The following is an 18,220-nucleotide window of genomic DNA, read 5'->3' as shown; positions in this document are numbered from 1 at the left end:
GCCCCCCGTTGTGGGCAGTCGTTCCGCTGGGGCGGAACGGGTGGGCACAACGGAACGGCGCCCTTTGCCGGGCCTAGGCTCCTGCGCCTTGACCCGCACCGACAGGTATGGCGCACACGGGGTGCGGGCCAAGGCGCGGAACGCGGAGGCGCCGCTGGAGGGCGCCGTCCCGTGTGCCCACCCGTCCCGCCCCAGCGGGACGATTGCCCACACGGGCGGGTGGACGGGGGCACCGTCCAGCAGGGGAGCGAGCCCGCGCGGCGGGTGGCGGGAGGGGGCCGCCCTGCCGGGCGCCCGGCAGGCGCGCGGTCCGGGTGGGGGAGTCGCCCCGTCAGGAACCGCCCGCCCGGCGGCGGCCCCGGGGTCAGAGGGGGATGCCCGCTCGTATCACCCGGGTCGGGCGCTTGAGGAGCGTCACGTCGGTCAGGGGATCACCCGGCACCAGAATCGCGTCGCCCGCGTAACCCCGGCCGAGGCGCCCCACCGTGCGGTCCACGCCCAGCAGACGGGCGGCCCCGGTGGTCGCGGTGCGGATCGCGTCGAGCGCGGACAGCCCCGCGGCCCGCATGAGTTCGACCTCGCGGCCGATCGGGCGCACGGTGCCGCCGGACGAGTCGGTCCCGGCGGCGAGCGGGACGCCGAGTTCGTGCGCGGCTAGGACGGCCCGCTTCAACACCGGCAGGTAGGTGCGGCCGCGTTCGGCGAGGATCGGGTTCGTGGACTCCGCCAGACCGGCGATGGCGGTGAGGGTGGGGGTGAAGTACGTACCCCTGCGGCGCATCTCGCGCAGGGTGCGCTCGCCGACGAACGCCCCGTGCTCCAGGGAGCGGATGCCGGCCGTGACGGCGTCGTGGCAGCCCTGTTCGCTGTAGCTGTGGCACAGCACGCCCTTGCCGCGCCGCCGGGCGGTGGCGACGATCTCGGCGAGCTGCTCGTACGAGTAGACCTGGGCCAGCGGATCCTGCTCCGGCAGTCCGGCGCGCTCGTTGACGCGGGTCTTGATGACGTCGGCGCCCCGGGCGAGGTTGACCTCGACGACCCGGCGCAGCGCCTCGGCCGAGCGCACGCCGTCCTTGAGGCGGGCGAGCGGGGTGAGGTCGGGGTCGGCGAGGACGGTGTCGCCGAGGTCCGGGGTGACGAAGACGCCCGCGGCCGTCAGGCGGGGGGCGAGCGCCGGGCTGTGCCGGGCGAGTTCGCGGACGGCGATGTCCTGGTAGAAGGTGGTCGACCCGCTGCGCGCGCTGGTCGCGCCCTGGCGGACGGCGTCGCGGGCCTCGGCGGCGGTGCTGAGGTGGATGTGCGCGTCCACCAGGCCCGGCAGGACCCATTGGCCGTGGGCGTCGAGGGTCTCGGCGCCCTGCGGCACGGCGACGGATCCTTCGCGGCCCGCCGCGCGCACCGTTCCGCGTTCGATGACGACGACGGCGTTCTCGGTGACCTCGCCGGTGGCGGGGTCGAGGAGGGTGCCGCCCCGGATCACGAGGTCGCCTCCGGCCGGAGTCCCCCCGCCCCGTGCCGCGCCCGGGGAAGAGGTCGCGCCCGCGGAAGAGGCAGCGCCGGCCGAAGAGGCCGCGGCCGCCGTGCCGGACACGGCCACGGTGCCGGCGAGCGCGGCCGCGCCCGCGAGGACGCCGCGGCGGGTCACCGAGGGGGAGGGCGGCGGGATGGCTTCGAGGCACATGGGAGCTCCTTGGGGGAGTGGGCCGACGACGGCTCCTCGTTTTGTATACCAATTTTGGGTAGGTGGACAAGGGTGAAGATCGGCAGGAGCGATTGGCCGAGGTGTGGTTGCAAAGTGGGGTTTCGACGTCTGCGATTTTGGTATACGAATATCTCCCTGGGGTCTCTGGCTTCGCGTGGGCCCCAGCCCGTGGCCCCCGGTGTCCGCCCCGATATTCGGGTGCGCCCGACCCGCCCCGGTGGTGCAATCGCCCGATGGGACGAGCGATATCCATGACGGTCGACCGCGGGCGGTTCGCCGACGCGGTCACCCCCTGGGAGGAAGAGGACTGGCGGGCGGAAGCCCTCGGCTGGTCGGAGCGGGAGCTCGGTCGGCACGGGCTGGAGGAGACGGGGCCCCGTGACGTCAGGGTCCGGCCCTGGTCGGTCCTCGTGCGGTTCCGGACCGGAGCCGACGAGCGGGACGCGGTGTGGTTCAAGGCGAGCGCCCCCGACGCCGCCTTCGAGGCCGCCCTCGGCGGAGCGCTCGCCGACTGGGTGCCCGAACACGTCGTGACACCGCTCGCGGTCGACGCCGAGCGCGGCTGGTCGCTCCTCCCCGACGGCGGCCCCCTCTTCCGGGACGTCCTCGACGCCGGCGGCGCCGGGCCGGAGTCCTGGGCGCAGGCGCTCGGCCAGTACGCGCGGATGCAGCGGGCGCTGACCCCGTACGCGGACCGGATGACTGCCCTCGGCGTGCCCGGCGGCTGCACCGCCCAGCTGCCGGGGATCTTCGACGGCCTCGTCGAGGGCAACGCCACCCTGGACCCCGACGCCCGCCGCATCCTCAGGGACCGGCGCCCCCGGCTCCTCGACTGGTGTGCCGAGCTCGACGCGTACGGGATCCCGGACTCGCTCGACCACTGCGACCTGCACGACGCCCAGCTCCTCGCCCCCGCCGCCGGCCGCTTCACCTTCTTCGACTGGGGGGACGCCAACGTCGCCCATCCCTTCAGCAGCCTGCTCGTCCCCGTCGGCGCCGTCCGGGAGCGTCACGGCCCCGAGCACGTGGAGCGGCTGCGCGACGCCTATCTGGAGCCCTGGACCGACCTGGGGCCCTCCCTGCCGGAGCTCCGCCGCGCCGCGGCGCTCGCCACGCGGCTCGCCGCGCTGGGCCGGGCGGTCTCCTGGTTCCGTCTCTTCCCCGGCACGCCGACCACGGGGTGCGCGGAGGCGAGCGCGTACTGGGTGAACGAGCTCTTCGCCGAGTCGGTGGTTCTCTGAACCCGCGCTCCCCGGCCGGCCCGGCGTTCAGTCCCCCTCGGTGTAGTGGAAACGCGTCCACAGGGGCAGGGCGAACCAGCAGAGCAGGTACCAGGCGAGGACGCCGGAGACGAGCCAGGGCACGTACGTGTCGTGCGTGACCACCCGCAGGACGAGGAAGAGGGCCGACGTCAGGGTCGCCAGGAGCAGGACGAGTCCGATGAAGGTGAGGCGTGAGGCCCAGACGACCGCCTGGGGTTTGATCCGCCGCCCCGCCACGATCCGGTGGAAGGCGACGGGGCCGATGAGCGCGCCCGTGGCCAGCGACCCGAGGACGATCGTGACGACGTAGATCGTCTTGTCGGTCTGCTCCAGTCCCTGGAAGTGCGGGGTGAAGGCCACGGTGAGGAGGAAGCCGAGGAGGATCTGCACGCCGGTCTGCGCCACCCGGATCTCCTGCATGAGATCCGTCCAACGCCGGTCGGCCCGTTCGTCCTCGGTCTCGTCGCGGCCGCGGCGACGCCCCTCCCTCCGGTTCGGCTCCGCCTCCATGAGGTCTTCCGTCTCCTTCCCCGGGGGAGCCCGGTGGTCAGGCGCGGCCCGCGGCCTTCTGGCTCCGGCGGGACAGCGAGTCGACGACGACGGCGGCCAGCAGCACCGATCCGGTGATCATGAACTGGACGGCGTTGCTGACTCCCATGATGTTCATGCCCGACTGGATGGATCCGATGACCAGCGCGCCGAGGAGGGCGGACCAGACCGAGCCCCGCCCGCCGAACAGGCTCGTGCCGCCGATGACGGCCGCGGCGATGACGTTCATCAGCAGGTTGCCGCCGCCGGAGGTCTGGCTCGCGGACTGGATCTGCCCGGCCAGGAAGATGCCGCCGATCGCCGCCATGGTCCCGGAGATCGAGAAGACGGTCATCCGGACGAACGGCACGCTGATGCCGGCCCGGCGCGCGCCCTCGATGTTCCCGCCGACGGCGAAGATCCGCCGCCCGTAGGTCGTACGGCGCAGCACGAAGTCCAGCACCACCAGCAGGATCAGGAAGATGAGGAGCGCGAGCGGAAGTCCTTGGTACCGGTTGAGGATGTACGCCGTGACGAACGCGATCGCGGCGATCACGGCCGTACGGAGCACGATCTCGGCGACCGGCCGGAACGGCACCCGGGCGGACCGGCGGCGTCTGGCGTCCAGGAGCGAGGCCGCGAGGAAGAGCCCGACGCCCACGGCCGCGGTCACATAGGCCGCGGCGGGACTGTGGAAGATCGTCGAGTAGAGCTTGGAGACGATGCTCTCGCTCGGGATGTTGACCGTGCCGCTGCTGCCCAGGATCTGGAGCATCAGACCGTTCCAGGCGAGGTTGCCCGCGAGGGTGACCACGAACGCGGGCACGCCGACCTTCGCGAAGAAGAAGCCGTGGATGAGCCCGACGGCCGCTCCGCCCGCGATGGCGACGAGGAGCGCCAGCCACTCGTTCATGCCGTTCAGGACGTTGAGCACGGCGAAGATGGCGGCGCACAGGCCGCTGACGGAGCCGACGGAGAGGTCGATCTCGCCGAGCAGCAGGACGAAGACGATGCCGACGGCGATCATGCCGGTGCCGACGATCTGCTGACTGAGGTCGGAGAGGTTCTGCGCCGAGAGGAAGGTGCTGTCGAGGCTGCCGAACACCGTCCAGATGATGATCACGGCGATGACGACGGGCAGCGACCCCAGTTCTCCGCTGCGCACCTTGCGGCGGAACTCCCCGAGGTACCCCTTCAGGCCCTCCTCGCGGACGAGCAGCCGGGTGTCCACCGCGGGCATCGACTCGGGTGCCGGTTCCTGGGCGGAGGCGTCGCCGGGGGTGCGGTCCCGTTTCATCGCTCCTCCTCCCGCTTGCGGGCCTGGCGGCGGGTGACGGCGCTGTCGGTGGCCCCGGTGATGGCGGAGATGATCTCCTCGGTGGTCGTGGAGCGCTTCTCGAAGAGGCCGTTGTTCCGGCCCAGGCGCATGACGGCGATGCGGTCGGCGACCGCCATCACGTCCACCATGTTGTGGCTGATCAGAATGGTGCCGAGACCGTGCTCGCGGAGCCGCTCGACCAGGTCGAGCACCTCGGCGGTCTGCTCCACTCCCAGTGCGGCGGTGGGTTCGTCGAGGATGACGATCCGCGGGTCGCCGATCAGGGAGCGGGCGATCGCGACGGTCTGGCGCTGGCCGCCCGAGAGGGAGGCGACCGGGATCCGGACGCTGGGGATGCGGATGGAGAGCGTGTCGAGCAGTTCGCGCGAGCGCTGCTCCATCCGCACCTCGTCCAGGACGCCGAAGCGGCGCAGCTCGCGGCCGAGGAAGAGGTTCCCGACCACGTCCAGGTTGTCGCACAGGGCGAGGTCCTGGTAGACGGTGGCGATGCCGAGGTGCTGGGCGTCGTGGGGCCGGTTGATGGAGACCGGCCGGCCCTCCCACTCGATGACGCCTTCGTCGGGCGGGTTCACCCCCGCGATCGACTTGACGGCGGTGGACTTGCCGGCGCCGTTGTCGCCGACGAGGGCGACGACCTCGCCGGCGTGGACCTCCAGATCGAAGTCCTTCAACGCCTGGACCGCACCGAACCGTTTGGAGATCCCCCGCAGGGTGAGCACGGCTGGCTCCGGCAAGGAAACCGCCTCCTCCGCTCGCGCGAACCGCTCCGCGGCTGTCCGCCGTCGGCCGCGGCTATTCGAGACCGGCGTCCTTGCAGGCCGCCGCATAGGTCGGGGTGCAGATCTCCTGGACCGTGTAGAGGCCGTCCTTGACGACGGTGCCCTTGATGTTGTCCTTGTGCACCACGACCGGGTTGAGCAGCCGGGCCGCGACCTTGCGGTCGCCGTCGCTGGTGACACTGGTGGGAACCAGGTCGGACGACAGCTTCTTGCCCTCCGCCAGGTTGACGGCCATGGTGGCCGCGATGTCGGCCTCCGGCTTGTACGGCTTCTCGACCGTGATCGTCTGGGTGCCGATCAGGATCCGCTGGATCGCGTCGAGTTGGGCGTCCTGGCCGGTCAGCGGCACGTTGATGCCGGCCGCCTTGAGGGCGGTGGCGATGCCGGCGGCCAGTCCGTCGTTGGCCGAGTAGACACCGACGATCTTGTCCTTGCCGAGGGAGCTGATGGCGCCGGACATCTGCTGGTTGGCGTTGTTCGGGTCCCAGTTGGGCGTGTCGTACTCCTTGCCGATCTTCACCTTGCCGTCGAGGACGGAGTGTGCTCCGGCCTTGAACTCGGCGGCGTTCGGGTCCGTCGGCGACCCGTTGTGCATCACGATCTCGCCGCTCTTGGCCTTGTCGCCGAGCGCGGCGAGGAGCGCCTTGCCCTGCAGCTCGCCCACCTTGTGGTTGTCGTACGAGACGTAGGCGTCGACGGGGCCCTGCGCGAGGCGGTCGTACGCGACGACCTTGACGCCCGCGTCATGGGCCTTCTGCACGGAGGACTGGATGGACTTGGCGTCCACGGCGTCGAGGATGAGGACCTTGTCGCCCTTGGCGAGCGCGGTGTTGACCTGCTGTTGCTGGGTGGTGGCGCTCTCGGCGGCGTTGTAGTAGTCGATCTGGGCGTCGGGCGCCAGTTCCTTGATCTTCTGCTCGATGTAGGGCCGGTCGAACTTCTCGTACCGGGTGGTCTTGCTCTCCGGCAGCAGCAGCCCGATCCGGATGTTCCCCTGCTTCTCGCTGCCCGCTCCCAAGGCCGTCGCGGTCGTCGCCATCGCTCCGAGAGACAGGGCTGCGGCTCCGGCCAGGGCTATCGCGCTCCGCAGAGTACGGGTCATGGAAGGCTCCTTTCGTACGCCCCCTCTCCCTCACCTCGTGAGCGCGGGAACGAGGATGCACCTATCGCCTATATATCGACATTAGCGGCAACCTGGGGACCGGCAAGCGGGTGAGTCGCTCTTCGCGGTGACGGTGCGTCGCGGGGCGGCCACCTTCGGTCAGGACGGTGCCGGGCCGGCCGTCCCGTCGGCCGCCGCGTTCCGCCGGAGCCGGGTCCCGGCACGAGTGCCGCTCCTCAGGTGCCCGGACCCGGGCGCCCGGACCGAGGCTGGCGGGGCACCGCCGGGAGTGGGACGATTCGTACGAAGCGACTACGGGCCCGCGTCGGCGCACCGGCTTCCGGCGGGGCCTCCCGTCGAACGGAGAAGGCGCCATGCCTGTCATCACCGAAACCATCGACATCTCCCGCAAGCCCGCGGAGGTCTTCTCCTACGTGACCGACCCGACGCACCTGCCCGAGTGGCAGGAGAGCGCGGTCTCGGTCCGCAAGATCGTCGACACCCCCTTGACGGTCGGCTCCAAGGTCGCCGTCACCCGGCGGCTCGGCAAGCGGGAGTTCACCTCGACCATGCAGGTCATCGAGTGGGAGCCGCCGAGGCACTGGCACGTGCACGGCATCGACGGCCCCGTGCGCGGCGACGTGCAGGGCACCGTCGAGCCCCTGGACGACGGCGAGCACTCCCGCCTGACGCTCTCCCTCGACTTCGAGGGCCACGGCGTCGGCAAGGCCCTGGTCCCCCTCGTGGTCCGCCCGCAGGCGCGGAGGGAGATGCCGAAGGACGAACTGACCCTCAAGAGCATCCTGGAGAGCGGCACGACCGCCTGACGACGGGCCTCAGTCCGTGGAGACCGGCCGCTCGAAGAAGGTCTCCAGGGACACCGTCGCCTGCGTGCCGTTCACGCCCTCGATCGCGTACAGCCGGCGCAGCACGTCCTGGAGCTGCACCGTGGTCGCGGTGCGCACCTTCACCAGGACCGAGGCGCTCCCCGCGATGACGTGCGCCTCCTGGATCTCGGGGATCGCGGCGAACGCCGCCGCCGAGTCCCCGATCCAGGCGGACGAGTCGACCATGACGAAGGCGAGCACGTCCTGCCCCAGCGCGGCGGGGTCGACGTCCACGGTGGTGCGGCGGATGACGCCGCGCTCCCGCAGCTTCCGCACCCGCTCGTGCGCGGCGCCGGCCGACAGACCGACCGCCTTGCCCAGCACCGCGTACGCCTGCGTGGCGTCCCGCTGCAGCTCGGCGAGCAGCGCCCGGTCGATGGCGTCCACGATCCCCTCCGTCATCCCCGACTCCCCTCCCTCGTTCCCCTGCCGGAAACGGTCGCTCCCATGCCGGAAACATACGTCAGTAGTGACTGTTCATCGCCGCGCGCACCTCGCTGAGCGTCGCGTCGGCGACCGACCGGGCCCGCTCGTTGCCCTCGCGCAGGACCCGGCGCAGGTACGCGCGGTCCCGGGCGTACTCCGCGCGGCGGGCCCGGATCGGTGCCAGGTACTCGTTGACCGACTCCGTCACGGTCCGCTTCAGCGCGGCGGCGCCCGCGGAACCGATGTCGGCGGCGACCGCCTCCGGGGCACGGCCCTGGCAGAGGGCCGCGAGCAGCAGGAGGGACGCCACCTCGGGCCGGCCGGCCGGGTCGTAGGAGATGTGACGCTCGGAGTCGGTCTTCGCGCCCTTGATCAGCCGGGCCGTCTCGTCGGCGCCGGCGGCGAGCGCGACGGCGTTGCCCCGGCTCTTGCTCATCTTCGTGCCGTCCGTGCCGAGCAGCAGCGGGGCGTCCGACAACAGGGCGTCGGGCTCGGGGAAGACGGCGCCGTAGCGGTCGTTGAACCGGCGGGCGACGGTCCGGGTGATCTCCAGGTGCGGCAGCTGGTCCTGGCCGACGGGGACGAGGTTCGCCTTGCAGAACAGGATGTCGGCGGCCTGATGGACGGGATAGGTGAACATCAGGCCGCTGACGGAGGACTGCCGGGAGTGCGCGATCTCGTCCTTGACGGTGGGGTTGCGGTTCAGCTCGGCCACCGACACCAGGCTGAGGAAGGGCAGCAGCAGCTGGTTCAGGGCGGGGACGGCGCTGTGGGTGAAGACCGTGCTGCGCTCCGGGTCCACACCGATCGCGAGGTGGTCGAGGACCAGCTCCTCGACGTGCTCGGTGAGGTGGTCCGCCACGTCGCGGTCGGTCAGGACCTGGTAGTCCGCGATGATCACGAACAGCTCCACCCCCAGGTCCTGGAGCCGGACCCGGTTGTGCAGGGTGCCGAAGTAGTGCCCCAGGTGCAGCCGCCCGGTGGGGCGGTCGCCGGTCAGGATGCGGAAGCGTCCCGGGTTCTCGCGGATCTGTCGCTCCAGGACCGCGCTGCGGGTCCGTGCGGCGGACGTGCCGAGGACGTCGTCGGCGGGGGTGGCGGGGGCGAAGGTGGTCATGGCGTCTCCTGGTGGGGGTCGGTGGCGCCGTCGGGACGACGGGACCCATGAGCCGGGAAACGCAAAAGGGCCGTTCGTCCGAACGGCCCGGTCGTGCGCGAGTGGTGGCCGCTCCTAGGAGGAGCGCCACCAGCTGAGGCACGACGACAGATGCATGGAGCCAGCATAGCGCCCCGCGGCCGGAACCACGGGGCGTTTCGATCAGGACCCGCCGGAAGCCGTCAGGACAGCAGGACCGGGAGGTCGAAGAGGTCGTTCTGGGTGACGACCGGCTTGTTGCGGAGCTCCTCGCGCGGCACCGCGAGGCGCAGCTCCGGGAAGCGCCCGTACAGGGCGGGGAGCGCCACCGACGCCTCCAGCCGGGAGAGCGCCGCCCCCGGGCACACGTGCGGGCCGTGACCGAAGGAGATGTGCCGGTTCGGCGTCCGCGTCACGTCGAACTCGCCCGCCGTCGGACCGTGCTGCTCCTCGTCCCGGCCGATCGCGCCGAACGACACGATCAGCGCCTCGCCCTTCGGCAGCACCCGGTCGCCGACCTCGATGTCCTCGGTGGCGAAGCGGATCAGCACGTGCGAGGTGGGCGTCGACCAGCGCAGGGTCTCCTCGATCACGTTCTCCCACGGCACCTCGCCCTTGAGCACCAGGGCCCGCTGCTCGGGGTGGGTCTCCAGGGCGACCACGGCGTTCACGATCAGGCTGATCGTCGTCTCGTGCCCGGCCGCCACCATCAGCTGGAGGGTGTTGGTGATCTCCTCCGTGGTCAGCCGGTCACCGCCCTCCGACGCCTCGATCAGCGCGCTCGTCAGGTCGTCGCCCGGGTTCTCCGCCTTGCCCGCCACGATCCCCGCGAACAGCGTGCCCAGGTCCGCCATCATCTGCGGCACCTCCTCGGGCGGCGTCTGCGTCGAGAAGAACTTGTCGAACAGCGCCTTCATCCGCGGGTGGTCGGCCGGGTCCACGCCCATCAGCTCGCCCACCACGTTCATCGGCAGCGGGTAGGCGAACTCCGCCTTCAGGTCCACGACCTCGCCCGCCGGACGCTCGGCCAGCCGGTCGAGCATCCCCTCGGTGAGCGCCTCGATGCCCGCCCGCAGCCGCTCCACCCGACGGGCCGTCAGCGCCTGCGCGACCAGCGAGCGCAGCCGCCGGTGCTCCTCGCCGTCGACGGTCAGCATCGACCGGCCGGGGTTGGCCAGACCGATCAGCGGCCAGTCCAGGGGTATCTCGCCGCGCTGCCACGCGCCCCAGACGTCGATGTCCTTGACGAGACGGGCGTCGGTGAGCAGCTTGCGCGCCTCGGCGTGCCGGGTGACGGCCCAGCAGGGCACCCCGCCGGGCAGGACGACACGGGCCAGCGGACCGGCGGCGCGCAGCCGCGCGCTCTCGCCGTCGAGGTCGGTGACGAAGGGGTCCAGCTCGATCACATCGGTGCCGGACGCGGCGGTGTGGTCGTACGGGCAGCTCATCCGAGGGCTCCAAGGGCGGGGGTCGGGGTGTACGTCACGGGGAGCGCGGTCAGACCGCGCAGCCAGGGGGAGGGGCGGCGGGCGAGGGCGCCCTCGGCGACCGCGAGGTCCACGTCCGGGAGCCGGTCGAGCAGCACCTCGATCCCCGTCCGGGCGATCGTCTCGGCGACCTCCTGGGCGGGGAACGGGCAGCGGTGCTCGCCGTGACCGAAGGAGAAGTGGGCGTTGTTGCCGCCGGTGAACGCGCCGGAGTCGGTGCGCACGTGCGGATCGGAGTTGGCCGCGGCCAGACCGAGCAGCAGCAGGTCGCCGCGGCCGATCCGCCGGCCGCCGAGGTGGGTGTCGCGCGAGGCCCACCGCCCGGCGACGTTCTGCGTCGGGGTGTCCTCCCACAAGACCTCGTTCATCGCCTCGCCGACGCTGTGCCGGCCGCCGGCGAGCGAGGCCGCGAACCGGTCGTCGGTGAGCATCAGGCGCAGCGAGTTGCCGATCCAGTCGGCGGTCGGCTGGTGGCCCGCGGCCATCATCACCATGAGGTCCTGGGCGACCTCCTCGACGGTGAACCCGGCGGTGTTGGCGAGCATCCGGGAGGCGACGTCGTCCCCCGGCGCCTCGGCCTTGGCGGCGAGCAGCGCGAACATCGACTCGGCCAGGTGGCGCTGGCCCTCCAGCGCGCCCTCCTGACCGTTGATCATGTCGTTCATGGCGGTGACGAGGCCCGGGCCCTGCTCGTCGGCGAAGCCGTAGCAGCTGGCGAGGACCCGTACCGGCAGGAGCATCGCGTACTCGGCGATGATGTCGCAGGAGCCCTTGCCGCACAGCCCGTCGATGAGCTCGTCGGCGAAGCGCTCGGCCCGCTCCCGCAGGACGAACGGGTCGATCGCCTCCAGGGCGTCGGAGATCACCCCGGCCCGCTCGCGGTGCCGCTCGCCGACGGTGTAGAGGACGGACGGCTGCTTGCGGCCGATCATCGGGAGCAGCGGCCAGTCCGCCGGGATGGCGTCCCACTGGTTCCACAGCTCGGAGTCGCGGGAGAAGAGGACCGGGTCGCCGGTGACCTGGTGCAGCTCGCGGTAGCCGAGGACCAGCCAGGCGGGCACGTCCCCGTCGAGCACGACGGGGGCGACGGTCCCGTGCTCGCGACGTATCTGCCGGTACAGCTCGGTGGGGTCGGTCTGGAAGCGGGGGCCGCCCAGCGGGACCGGCTGGGGCTCGGGGAGGGTCACGGGGTGGGCTCCGGGATCGGGTGGGGGGTCGGCCGCGAGGCCGCGACGACGGACCGCAGGTGTTCCACGAGCGAGATCAGCACCTGCTTGCTGGACTCGCGCGACCGGGCGTCGCAGAAGACCAGCGGCACCTCGTCGGCGAGGTCGAGGGCCTCGCGGACCTGGGCGGGGGTGTGGACGGGGCCTCCGAAGTCGTTGCAGGCGACGACGAACGGCGTGCCGTGGTGCTCCAGGCGGTCGATCGCGTACCAGGAGTCGGCGAGGCGCCGCGTGTCGACGAGGACGACCGCGCCGAGCGTCCCGGAGAACAGCCGGTCCCACAGGAACCAGAAGCGCTCCTGGCCGGGCGCCCCGAACAGGTACAGGACGTTGTGCGCGTCCAGCGAGATCCGGCCGAAGTCGAAGGCGACCGTGGTGGCCGTCTTCGCGGCGACGCCGACGGTGTCGTCGACGCCCTCGCCGGCCTGGGTCATGGTCTCCTCGGTGTTCAGCGGACGGATCTCGCTGACCGAGCGGACCAGGGTGGTCTTGCCGACTCCGAAACCGCCGACGACGACGATCTTCAGTCCGTTGTCGGCGGTGCTGTGCAGGGTCCGGCGCTGTTCAGAGGTTACGGAGTCCAACGAGCACCTGCTCCAGGATGTCGTGATCGGGAAGGCGGTACGAGGCACGGGGGTGCCGTGCGCTGATCCGTCCGGTGGCGTGCAGATCGGCGAGGAGGATCCGCGTGATCGACACCGGCAGGCCGAGCCCCGCCGCCACCTCCACCACCGCCGTGGGGAAGCGGCACATGCGCAGGATGGCGGCGTGCTCGGACTGCATGCCGGCGACCGGATCGCTCTCGGAGACCACGAGCGTCACCAGGTCGAAGGCGTCGGACCCGGCGCGGCTGCGACCGCCGGTCAGGGTGTAGAGCCGGTCGGGGGAATCGTCCCGGCCCGGCCTGCCGCGGCTCATCCCCGGGGCCTCGCGACCAGGTACTCGCCCAACTGCTCCACCAGCTCGGACATGTTGTGGCCCACGAGCCCGGCGTCGGCGTCCTCGTCGGCCACCAGCGCGAGGTGGGCGCCCTCGCCCGCCTCCACGATGAACAGGATGCCGCCGTAGAACTCGGCCATCGCGGAGCGGACCCCGCCCGTGCCGTCGCCGAACTCCACGGAGGCGCCGTGCGACAGGCTCTGGATGCCGGCGGCGATCGCGGCGAGCTGGTCGGCCTGGTCGACGGAGAGCTCGGGGGTGCGGCAGAGCTTGAGGCCGTCACGGGAGAGCACCAGGGCGTGACGGGTGCCCGGGGTGCGTTCCAGCAGGCCCTCCAGGAGCCAGCTGAGCTTCTCGTCGGTGGTGGTGCCGGTCATGACGGGGTGCCTTCCGGGTGCGGGGAGTTCGAGGACGGCGGCGGGGTCCGCGGTGCGGAGGGCCGGCCGTCGGCGGGATCGGACGGTACGACGGGGGCGGGCGCGGCCACGGATCCGGGAGCGGGGTGTGCGGCGGCCGCTTCGGGAGCGGGAGGCGTGGCGGCGGTCTCGGCGGTGGGGTCTTCGGTGGCGGGGCCCTCGGTGGCGCCGGGCTCGCCCGCCGGGGCGCCGGTGCCGCGGACCGCCTGGCGGAAGGAGCCGAAGCGGGTGGCCGCCCCGGCCGCGGCGCCGGTGCGCGGGCCCGCCGCGCGCGGCTTCGCGGCGGCCTCGGGGCCCTCGGGGTGCGCGGCGGCCATCGCCCGGCCGCGCCGGCGCCGCGGCAGGCCGCTCTCGCCGAACCGGGGGTGCTCGCCGGTGCTCTCGGCCGCGCTGTCGTGGACGGCCTCGGGCTCGGAGGCGGGCTCGTCGGGGACCGGGACCGGGGCCGGGGCCGGGGCCGTCAGTCCGCGGCCCGTCACGGGCGGCAGGACTGCGGCGGGCGCGGCCGGCGGCTCGACGGGGGCGTGGCTGATCAGTTCCTGAGGCAGCATCAGCAGGGCGCCGGTGCCGCCGCGCGCCGAGGGGCGGAACGACACGGTCAGACCGTGCTTCCGGGCCAGCCGGCCGACGACCGCCAGGCCGAGCCGGGTGCCGGAGAGGCCGGCCAGGTCCTGCGCGGTCGAGCCGACCGCGGCCTCCGCGCGGCGCAGCTGCACGTCGCTCATCACCAGACCGCTGTCCTCGACCGCGATGAGGACTCCGGCCGGGACCTCCTCGACGTAGACGTGGACCTCGGCGGTGGGCGGCGAGAAGTTCGCGGCGTTGTCCATCAGTTCGGCCAGGGCGTGCATGACGCCCTCGGCCGCGTGCCCGGCGACGGCCGCGTCGCTGCTGGAGTGCAGCCGCACCCGCTGGTAGCCGCCGATCCGTCCCATGGCGCCGCGGAGGATCGACTCCATGACGATGGGGCGGGCCCAGCGGCGGCCGGAGCGGGCACCGGTCAGCACGGCGACGGAGTCGGCGAGCCGCCCGGCCTGTGCGGTGCGGTGGTCGAGGTGGAGCAGATCGGCCAGGACGTCCTCGTCGGCGTGCCGGTGCTCCATCTCCCGCAGGTCGGCGAGCATGCTCGTGGCGAGGGCCTGCATGCGGCCGGCCGCGTTGGCGGCGGCGGCCATGGCGGCGGACCGGCCGGACTCGGCGCGGCGCAGCTCGGCTTCGAGCCGCCGCACGTCGGCGGCCCGGGCCGCGGTCAGCTCGGCGGTCCGGGCCTCGTGGGCGCGGACCAGTTCCCCGGTCCGCGCCCGGTGGGCCGCCTCCGAGGCGGCGGCCTCCGTCTCGTACCGCTCCTTCAGGGCCGCCGTCTCGCGTGCCGAGTCCGCCGCGAGCCGGGCGACCTGGGCCTCCCGGGAGGCGAGTTCGGCGGCGAGGGCCTCGGCCCGCCGGCTCAGGGAGCGGGAGGTCCGCCCGTACCAGGTGACCGCGAAGGCCGCGGCCGCGAGGAGCAGGACCCCGCCGCCGGAGAACCAGCCGAGTGCGGGACGGATCTCGGGCGGCGCCGCGGCGGTCGCCGCGGCGGCGAGCGCACCACCCACGGCGGCCGTCAGCAACGAGGCGAGCAGGGCAGGGCGGAAAGGGGTGGACGGCGCCGACATCAACCAGACTCTCGAGAACAGGCACGCGGGGGGAGTCGTAACGACGGCACTATAGATCCGACCTTGATCGGTTCGGAACCTCCCTTGATCGGATCGGTATTCAGATCACGGAATATGTGATCAAAAGTGATCAGCTCGACGATGCGGAGGGAGCCGCGTTGCGCCACACCGTCAGATCGAGCGTCATGTAGGTGCTCGGCGAGTCCTCCGGGGAGAAGCCCTTGACGGTGAGCAGGCCGAGATGGCCCGTGCCCGTCGTGACGCAGACCTGACGGCCCGGCGAGAGCTTGTTCACATGGATGTTCTGGGTGAACCGGGTCTCCGCGCGGCACGCCTCGAGGGAGCCCTCCTGGCCCGGGTCGAGCAGGACCAGGTTGCCGCCGCTGCTCTCGGCGTCGAGGTAGCCGCCCGTGTCGTAGGAGAGCTCGTAGTTGTTGTCCTCGCCGTCCTGCGGGCGGATGTTCTCGTCCCCGAGGGTCAGGTGGTAGCCGGCCGTCAGGTCGATGTCCTTGTACGTGGCCGCCTGCGGGGCCGGTGCCGTCGAGGGCTTCGGGGCCGAACTCCCGGTCCCCGTGCCCGTCCCCGTTCCGGTCCCCGTGCCTCCGGAGCTCCCCGCGCTCGCCGAACTCTTTCCGTCCGGCTTCCCGCCGGCGTTCGAGGCCGTCTGCCCGTCCTTGTCCTTCAGCACGACGTAGGCGGTCGCCCCGCCCGCGACGGCGAAGGCGAGGACGGCGGCCAGGGCGATGACCAGACCGCGCCCGCCGCCCTTCTTCTTCTGCTGGGACGGCCGCGGCGGCTGATGGCCCGTCGCCCCCGGCCAGGACTGCTGCGGGTACCCGGGAGCGCCGGGACCCTGCGTCGGCGCGTACGCGAAGCCGGGCGCCGGAGCGGCGGCGGCCGGCGCCTGCGGAGCGACGGGGGCCACCGGGGCGCCGGAGACGGTGCTCGGCGGCGGACCGTAGCCGGGCGGCGGGGTCGACGGCGCGGAGGGCCCGGCCGGAGCCGTCGGCGAGTACGCCACCGGCGGCGCGGTCGGCGCGGACGGCGCGACGGTCGGCGGCGGGGGAGCCTGCGGGGGAGCGGGCGCCGCCGCCCGGGCCGTGATCTCGGCGGAGACCGCGCCAGGCAGCCAGTCCTCGGGCCGGCGCAGCACCGTCGCCGCGTTCGCGGCCTGGCAGAGCCGGATGATCTCGGAGAGCGTCGGCCGGTCCTCGGGCTCCTTCGCGAGGCAGCGCGTGACCAGTTCGGTGAGCCGCTCCGGCACGGCGCTCAGGTCCGGCTCCTCGTGCACGATCCGGTACAGCACCCCGTGCCCGGTGCCCTCCCCGAAGGCCGGGACGCCCGTCGCCGCGTACGCCGCGACCTGACCGAGCGCGAACACGTCCGTGGCCGGGGTGACCCGCCGGCCCGCCGCCTGCTCGGGCGCCATGAACGACGGCGTCCCTATGGTGACCCCACTGCCCGTCAGGGAGGTCGCGTCGGCGGCGTGCGCGATGCCGAAGTCGATGACGCGGGGCCCGTCGGCGGCGAGCAGCACGTTCGACGGCTTCAGGTCGCGGTGCACGATGCCCGCGCCGTGGATGACGTGCAGGGCCTCGGCCATGCCCGCGACGAGCAGCAGCACCGTCTCCACGGGCAGCGCGCCGTGCGCCACGACCGCGTCGGCGAGCGAAGGGCCCGGCACGTACGCGGTGGCCAGCCAGGGCTGCGCGCCGTCGGGGTCGGCGTCGATGACGGGAGCGGTGAACAGCCCCTGGACGCGCTGCGCCGAGCGCACCTCCTGGGCGAACCGGCGGCGGAACTCCGCGTCCTCGCCGAACTCGGGACGGATCAGCTTGATCGCCACCGGCCGGCCGCCGGGCGTGTACGACAGGTACACCTTGCCCATGCCGCCGGCGCCGAGCCGGGCGGCGAGCCGGTACCCGGCGACCGTCGTCGGGTCGTCCGCCGCCAGCGGCTTGAACACTTCGGAGCCGCCCCGGTCCGCTTGCTGACCGCCCATGAAACCCATGTCTCCCCACGCAGAACACTGTTTGCCGGAGGGCACCCTACCGCTGGGGCGCGTCCTCGGCCGCGTCCGCCGTGACCTCCGCGTCCGTGAGCCCGGCGCGCTCCGCGAGCACACCGCCCTGGAAGCGGCTCTCCGCCCCCAACTCCTCCAGGAGATCGGCGATGTGACGGCGGCAGGTGCGCAGCGACATCCCCATGCGCCGGGCGATCACCTCGTCCTTCGCGCCCTCCGCGAGCAGCCCCACGAGCGCCCGCCGCAGACTGGGGCCGACCTCCTTGTACGCCGCCTCGCTGGTGCCCCGGAAGGGGACCGCCCCGGACCAGTGCTGCTCGAACACCCGGCAGAGGTACGCCACCACGTCGGGGTCCCGGACGAGGATCGCCCCCTCGCCCGCGCCGCCGTCGGCGCGCCGGGGCAGGAAGGCCACGGCCCGGTCGAAGACCACGGCCCGGTCGGGGAGTTCGGCCGCGGTGCGGTACTCGGCGCCGGCCTCGGTGAGCCGCTCCACGTACCCCTGGGTGGACAGGCTGGTCCGCGCCGAATGCTGGTACAGCGTGCGCATCCGCACGCCCCGGCGGAGCATCGCCAGGTCCCGCTCGACGGCGTCCCCGAGGCGGTGCGCGGCCCGCCCGCCGCCCGGCTGGATGCTGAACACCTCCTCCCGGCAGCGCGCCGACTCCTCGGTCAGCATCGCGGAGGCGGACGCCATGTCGGGCAGCACGTCGAAGCCCTCCCGGCGGCCCTGTTCGCGCCGGGCGGCGCGGTAGCGCGGCATCAGGGAGTGCAGGTCGTCACGGAGCGACTGGGCGTGCGCGGCGGCCCGCGCGAGCTCCGCCTCCAGCGGCCCGACGACCTCCGCCGCGGCGGCGTCCGGGTTCACCGGGATCAGCTCCCCGGGGCGGCCGGGCGCCGGGCGCAGGAGGCGGAGCCGCTCCAGGGTGCGGCAGGCGGCCTCGACCTCGTCCCGGCTCAGCCCGAGGGCCGGAAGCCCGTCCGCCCACCAGTCCGAAAGCCCGTCGCGAGGTCCGTCCGCCGGCTCGTCCGAAAGTCCGTCGCGAGGTCCGTCCGCCGGCCCGTCCGGCGCGCGGTTCGGGAGGCTGCCGCGCTCCAGTACGTACGCGAAGACGGCGACGGCCCCGGCGTCCAGTCGAGGCATTCCGTCCACATCCACCCCAGTAGTCACACGTTTCCCCCGTGATGCGGCCCTGCTACTTCCGTGCCATGCAGGGTATTGCCAGGTCATGGCGCTGGACCAAGCGGGCTCGCCGGGGTGGACTGGGGGGTGTCCGGCCGAGGGAAACCCCATCAGGCCGACATACGGCGTGAACC

At 72.9% G+C, this 18,220-nt stretch carries 17 protein-coding genes; 2 read left to right on the top strand and 15 right to left on the bottom strand.

All coding sequences use genetic code 11. The annotated features are described in order from the left end of the window. Positions 1-364: 364 nt before the first annotated feature. Positions 365-1,681, bottom strand: coding sequence for an amidohydrolase family protein (locus tag ACIGW4_RS02065; protein ID WP_399577853.1), 1,317 nt, complete (start codon positions 1,679-1,681; stop codon positions 365-367). Positions 1,682-1,935: 254 nt separating this feature from the next. Between ACIGW4_RS02065 and ACIGW4_RS02060 the strand changes: the two genes are divergently transcribed. Continuing rightward, positions 1,936-2,943, top strand: coding sequence for an aminoglycoside phosphotransferase family protein (locus ACIGW4_RS02060; RefSeq protein ID WP_399577851.1), 1,008 nt, complete (start codon positions 1,936-1,938; stop codon positions 2,941-2,943). A gap of 27 nt (positions 2,944-2,970) precedes the next feature. Here ACIGW4_RS02060 and ACIGW4_RS02055 read toward each other — a convergent pair whose 3' ends face one another. Genes ACIGW4_RS02055 through ACIGW4_RS02040 form a run of 4 tightly spaced genes read right to left on the bottom strand, consistent with a single transcriptional unit; the run spans position 2,971 to position 6,712 of the window. Then, positions 2,971-3,474: a DUF6328 family protein gene (locus ACIGW4_RS02055; RefSeq protein ID WP_123457033.1), complete on the bottom strand. Its 504-nt coding sequence runs from the start codon at positions 3,472-3,474 to the stop codon at positions 2,971-2,973. Positions 3,475-3,511: 37 nt separating this feature from the next. Beyond that, positions 3,512-4,789 (bottom strand): sugar ABC transporter permease, encoded by a 1,278-nt coding sequence (locus tag ACIGW4_RS02050; protein ID WP_398706665.1) that lies wholly within the window; start codon positions 4,787-4,789, stop codon positions 3,512-3,514. Further along, complete coding sequence (locus tag ACIGW4_RS02045) at positions 4,786-5,565, bottom strand: ATP-binding cassette domain-containing protein (RefSeq protein ID WP_123457035.1); 780 nt, start codon at positions 5,563-5,565, stop codon at positions 4,786-4,788. Before ACIGW4_RS02045 ends, ACIGW4_RS02050 begins: the two co-directional genes overlap by 4 nt. 58 nt (positions 5,566-5,623) lie before the next feature. Continuing rightward, entirely contained in the window at positions 5,624-6,712 is a 1,089-nt protein-coding gene (locus tag ACIGW4_RS02040) for a substrate-binding domain-containing protein (protein ID WP_123457036.1), read from the bottom strand. 374 nt (positions 6,713-7,086) lie between these two features. On the opposite strand from ACIGW4_RS02040, the gene ACIGW4_RS02035 reads away from it, so the two are divergent. After that, on the top strand, positions 7,087-7,539 hold the full coding sequence (locus ACIGW4_RS02035) for an SRPBCC family protein (RefSeq protein WP_123457037.1): 453 nt from the start codon (positions 7,087-7,089) through the stop codon (positions 7,537-7,539). A 9-nt stretch (positions 7,540-7,548) separates the two neighbouring features. On the opposite strand, the gene ACIGW4_RS02030 is transcribed toward ACIGW4_RS02035, so the two are convergent. From ACIGW4_RS02030 to ACIGW4_RS01985, 10 genes are all read right to left on the bottom strand, one after another. Continuing rightward, positions 7,549-7,986: an Lrp/AsnC family transcriptional regulator gene (locus tag ACIGW4_RS02030; protein WP_399578179.1), complete on the bottom strand. Its 438-nt coding sequence runs from the start codon at positions 7,984-7,986 to the stop codon at positions 7,549-7,551. Between the two features lie 76 nt (positions 7,987-8,062). Beyond that, positions 8,063-9,142 (bottom strand): tryptophan--tRNA ligase, encoded by a 1,080-nt coding sequence (gene trpS, locus ACIGW4_RS02025; RefSeq protein WP_123457038.1) that lies wholly within the window; start codon positions 9,140-9,142, stop codon positions 8,063-8,065. A gap of 221 nt (positions 9,143-9,363) precedes the next feature. Beyond that, positions 9,364-10,608: a cytochrome P450 gene (locus tag ACIGW4_RS02020; protein ID WP_123457039.1), complete on the bottom strand. Its 1,245-nt coding sequence runs from the start codon at positions 10,606-10,608 to the stop codon at positions 9,364-9,366. Next, on the bottom strand, positions 10,605-11,834 hold the full coding sequence (locus tag ACIGW4_RS02015; protein ID WP_398706669.1) for a cytochrome P450: 1,230 nt from the start codon (positions 11,832-11,834) through the stop codon (positions 10,605-10,607). Before ACIGW4_RS02015 ends, ACIGW4_RS02020 begins: the two co-directional genes overlap by 4 nt. Further along, on the bottom strand, positions 11,831-12,457 hold the full coding sequence (locus tag ACIGW4_RS02010) for a GTP-binding protein (RefSeq protein WP_399577844.1): 627 nt from the start codon (positions 12,455-12,457) through the stop codon (positions 11,831-11,833). The genes ACIGW4_RS02015 and ACIGW4_RS02010 overlap by 4 nt, the downstream gene beginning before the upstream one ends. Further along, positions 12,438-12,791: a DUF742 domain-containing protein gene (locus tag ACIGW4_RS02005; RefSeq protein ID WP_123457042.1), complete on the bottom strand. Its 354-nt coding sequence runs from the start codon at positions 12,789-12,791 to the stop codon at positions 12,438-12,440. Before ACIGW4_RS02005 ends, ACIGW4_RS02010 begins: the two co-directional genes overlap by 20 nt. Continuing rightward, positions 12,788-13,189 carry a roadblock/LC7 domain-containing protein gene (locus ACIGW4_RS02000; RefSeq protein WP_030690508.1) on the bottom strand — a complete coding sequence of 134 codons (402 nt, stop codon included), beginning with the start codon at positions 13,187-13,189 and terminating at the stop codon, positions 12,788-12,790. Before ACIGW4_RS02000 ends, ACIGW4_RS02005 begins: the two co-directional genes overlap by 4 nt. After that, on the bottom strand, positions 13,186-14,880 hold the full coding sequence (locus ACIGW4_RS01995) for a sensor histidine kinase (RefSeq protein ID WP_399577841.1): 1,695 nt from the start codon (positions 14,878-14,880) through the stop codon (positions 13,186-13,188). Before ACIGW4_RS01995 ends, ACIGW4_RS02000 begins: the two co-directional genes overlap by 4 nt. A 130-nt stretch (positions 14,881-15,010) precedes the next feature. Then, positions 15,011-16,882: a serine/threonine-protein kinase gene (locus ACIGW4_RS01990; RefSeq protein ID WP_399577837.1), complete on the bottom strand. Its 1,872-nt coding sequence runs from the start codon at positions 16,880-16,882 to the stop codon at positions 15,011-15,013. 46 nt (positions 16,883-16,928) lie between these two features. After that, positions 16,929-18,047, bottom strand: a complete 1,119-nt coding sequence (locus ACIGW4_RS01985) for a hypothetical protein (protein ID WP_399577834.1) — start codon at positions 18,045-18,047, stop codon at positions 16,929-16,931. Positions 18,048-18,220 lie beyond the last annotated feature (173 nt).

The organism is Streptomyces sp. NPDC053513, assembly GCF_044544765.1.
Lineage (GTDB): Bacteria > Actinomycetota > Actinomycetes > Streptomycetales > Streptomycetaceae > Streptomyces > Streptomyces litmocidini.
This window is presented reverse-complemented; position numbering and strand designations above follow the sequence as displayed.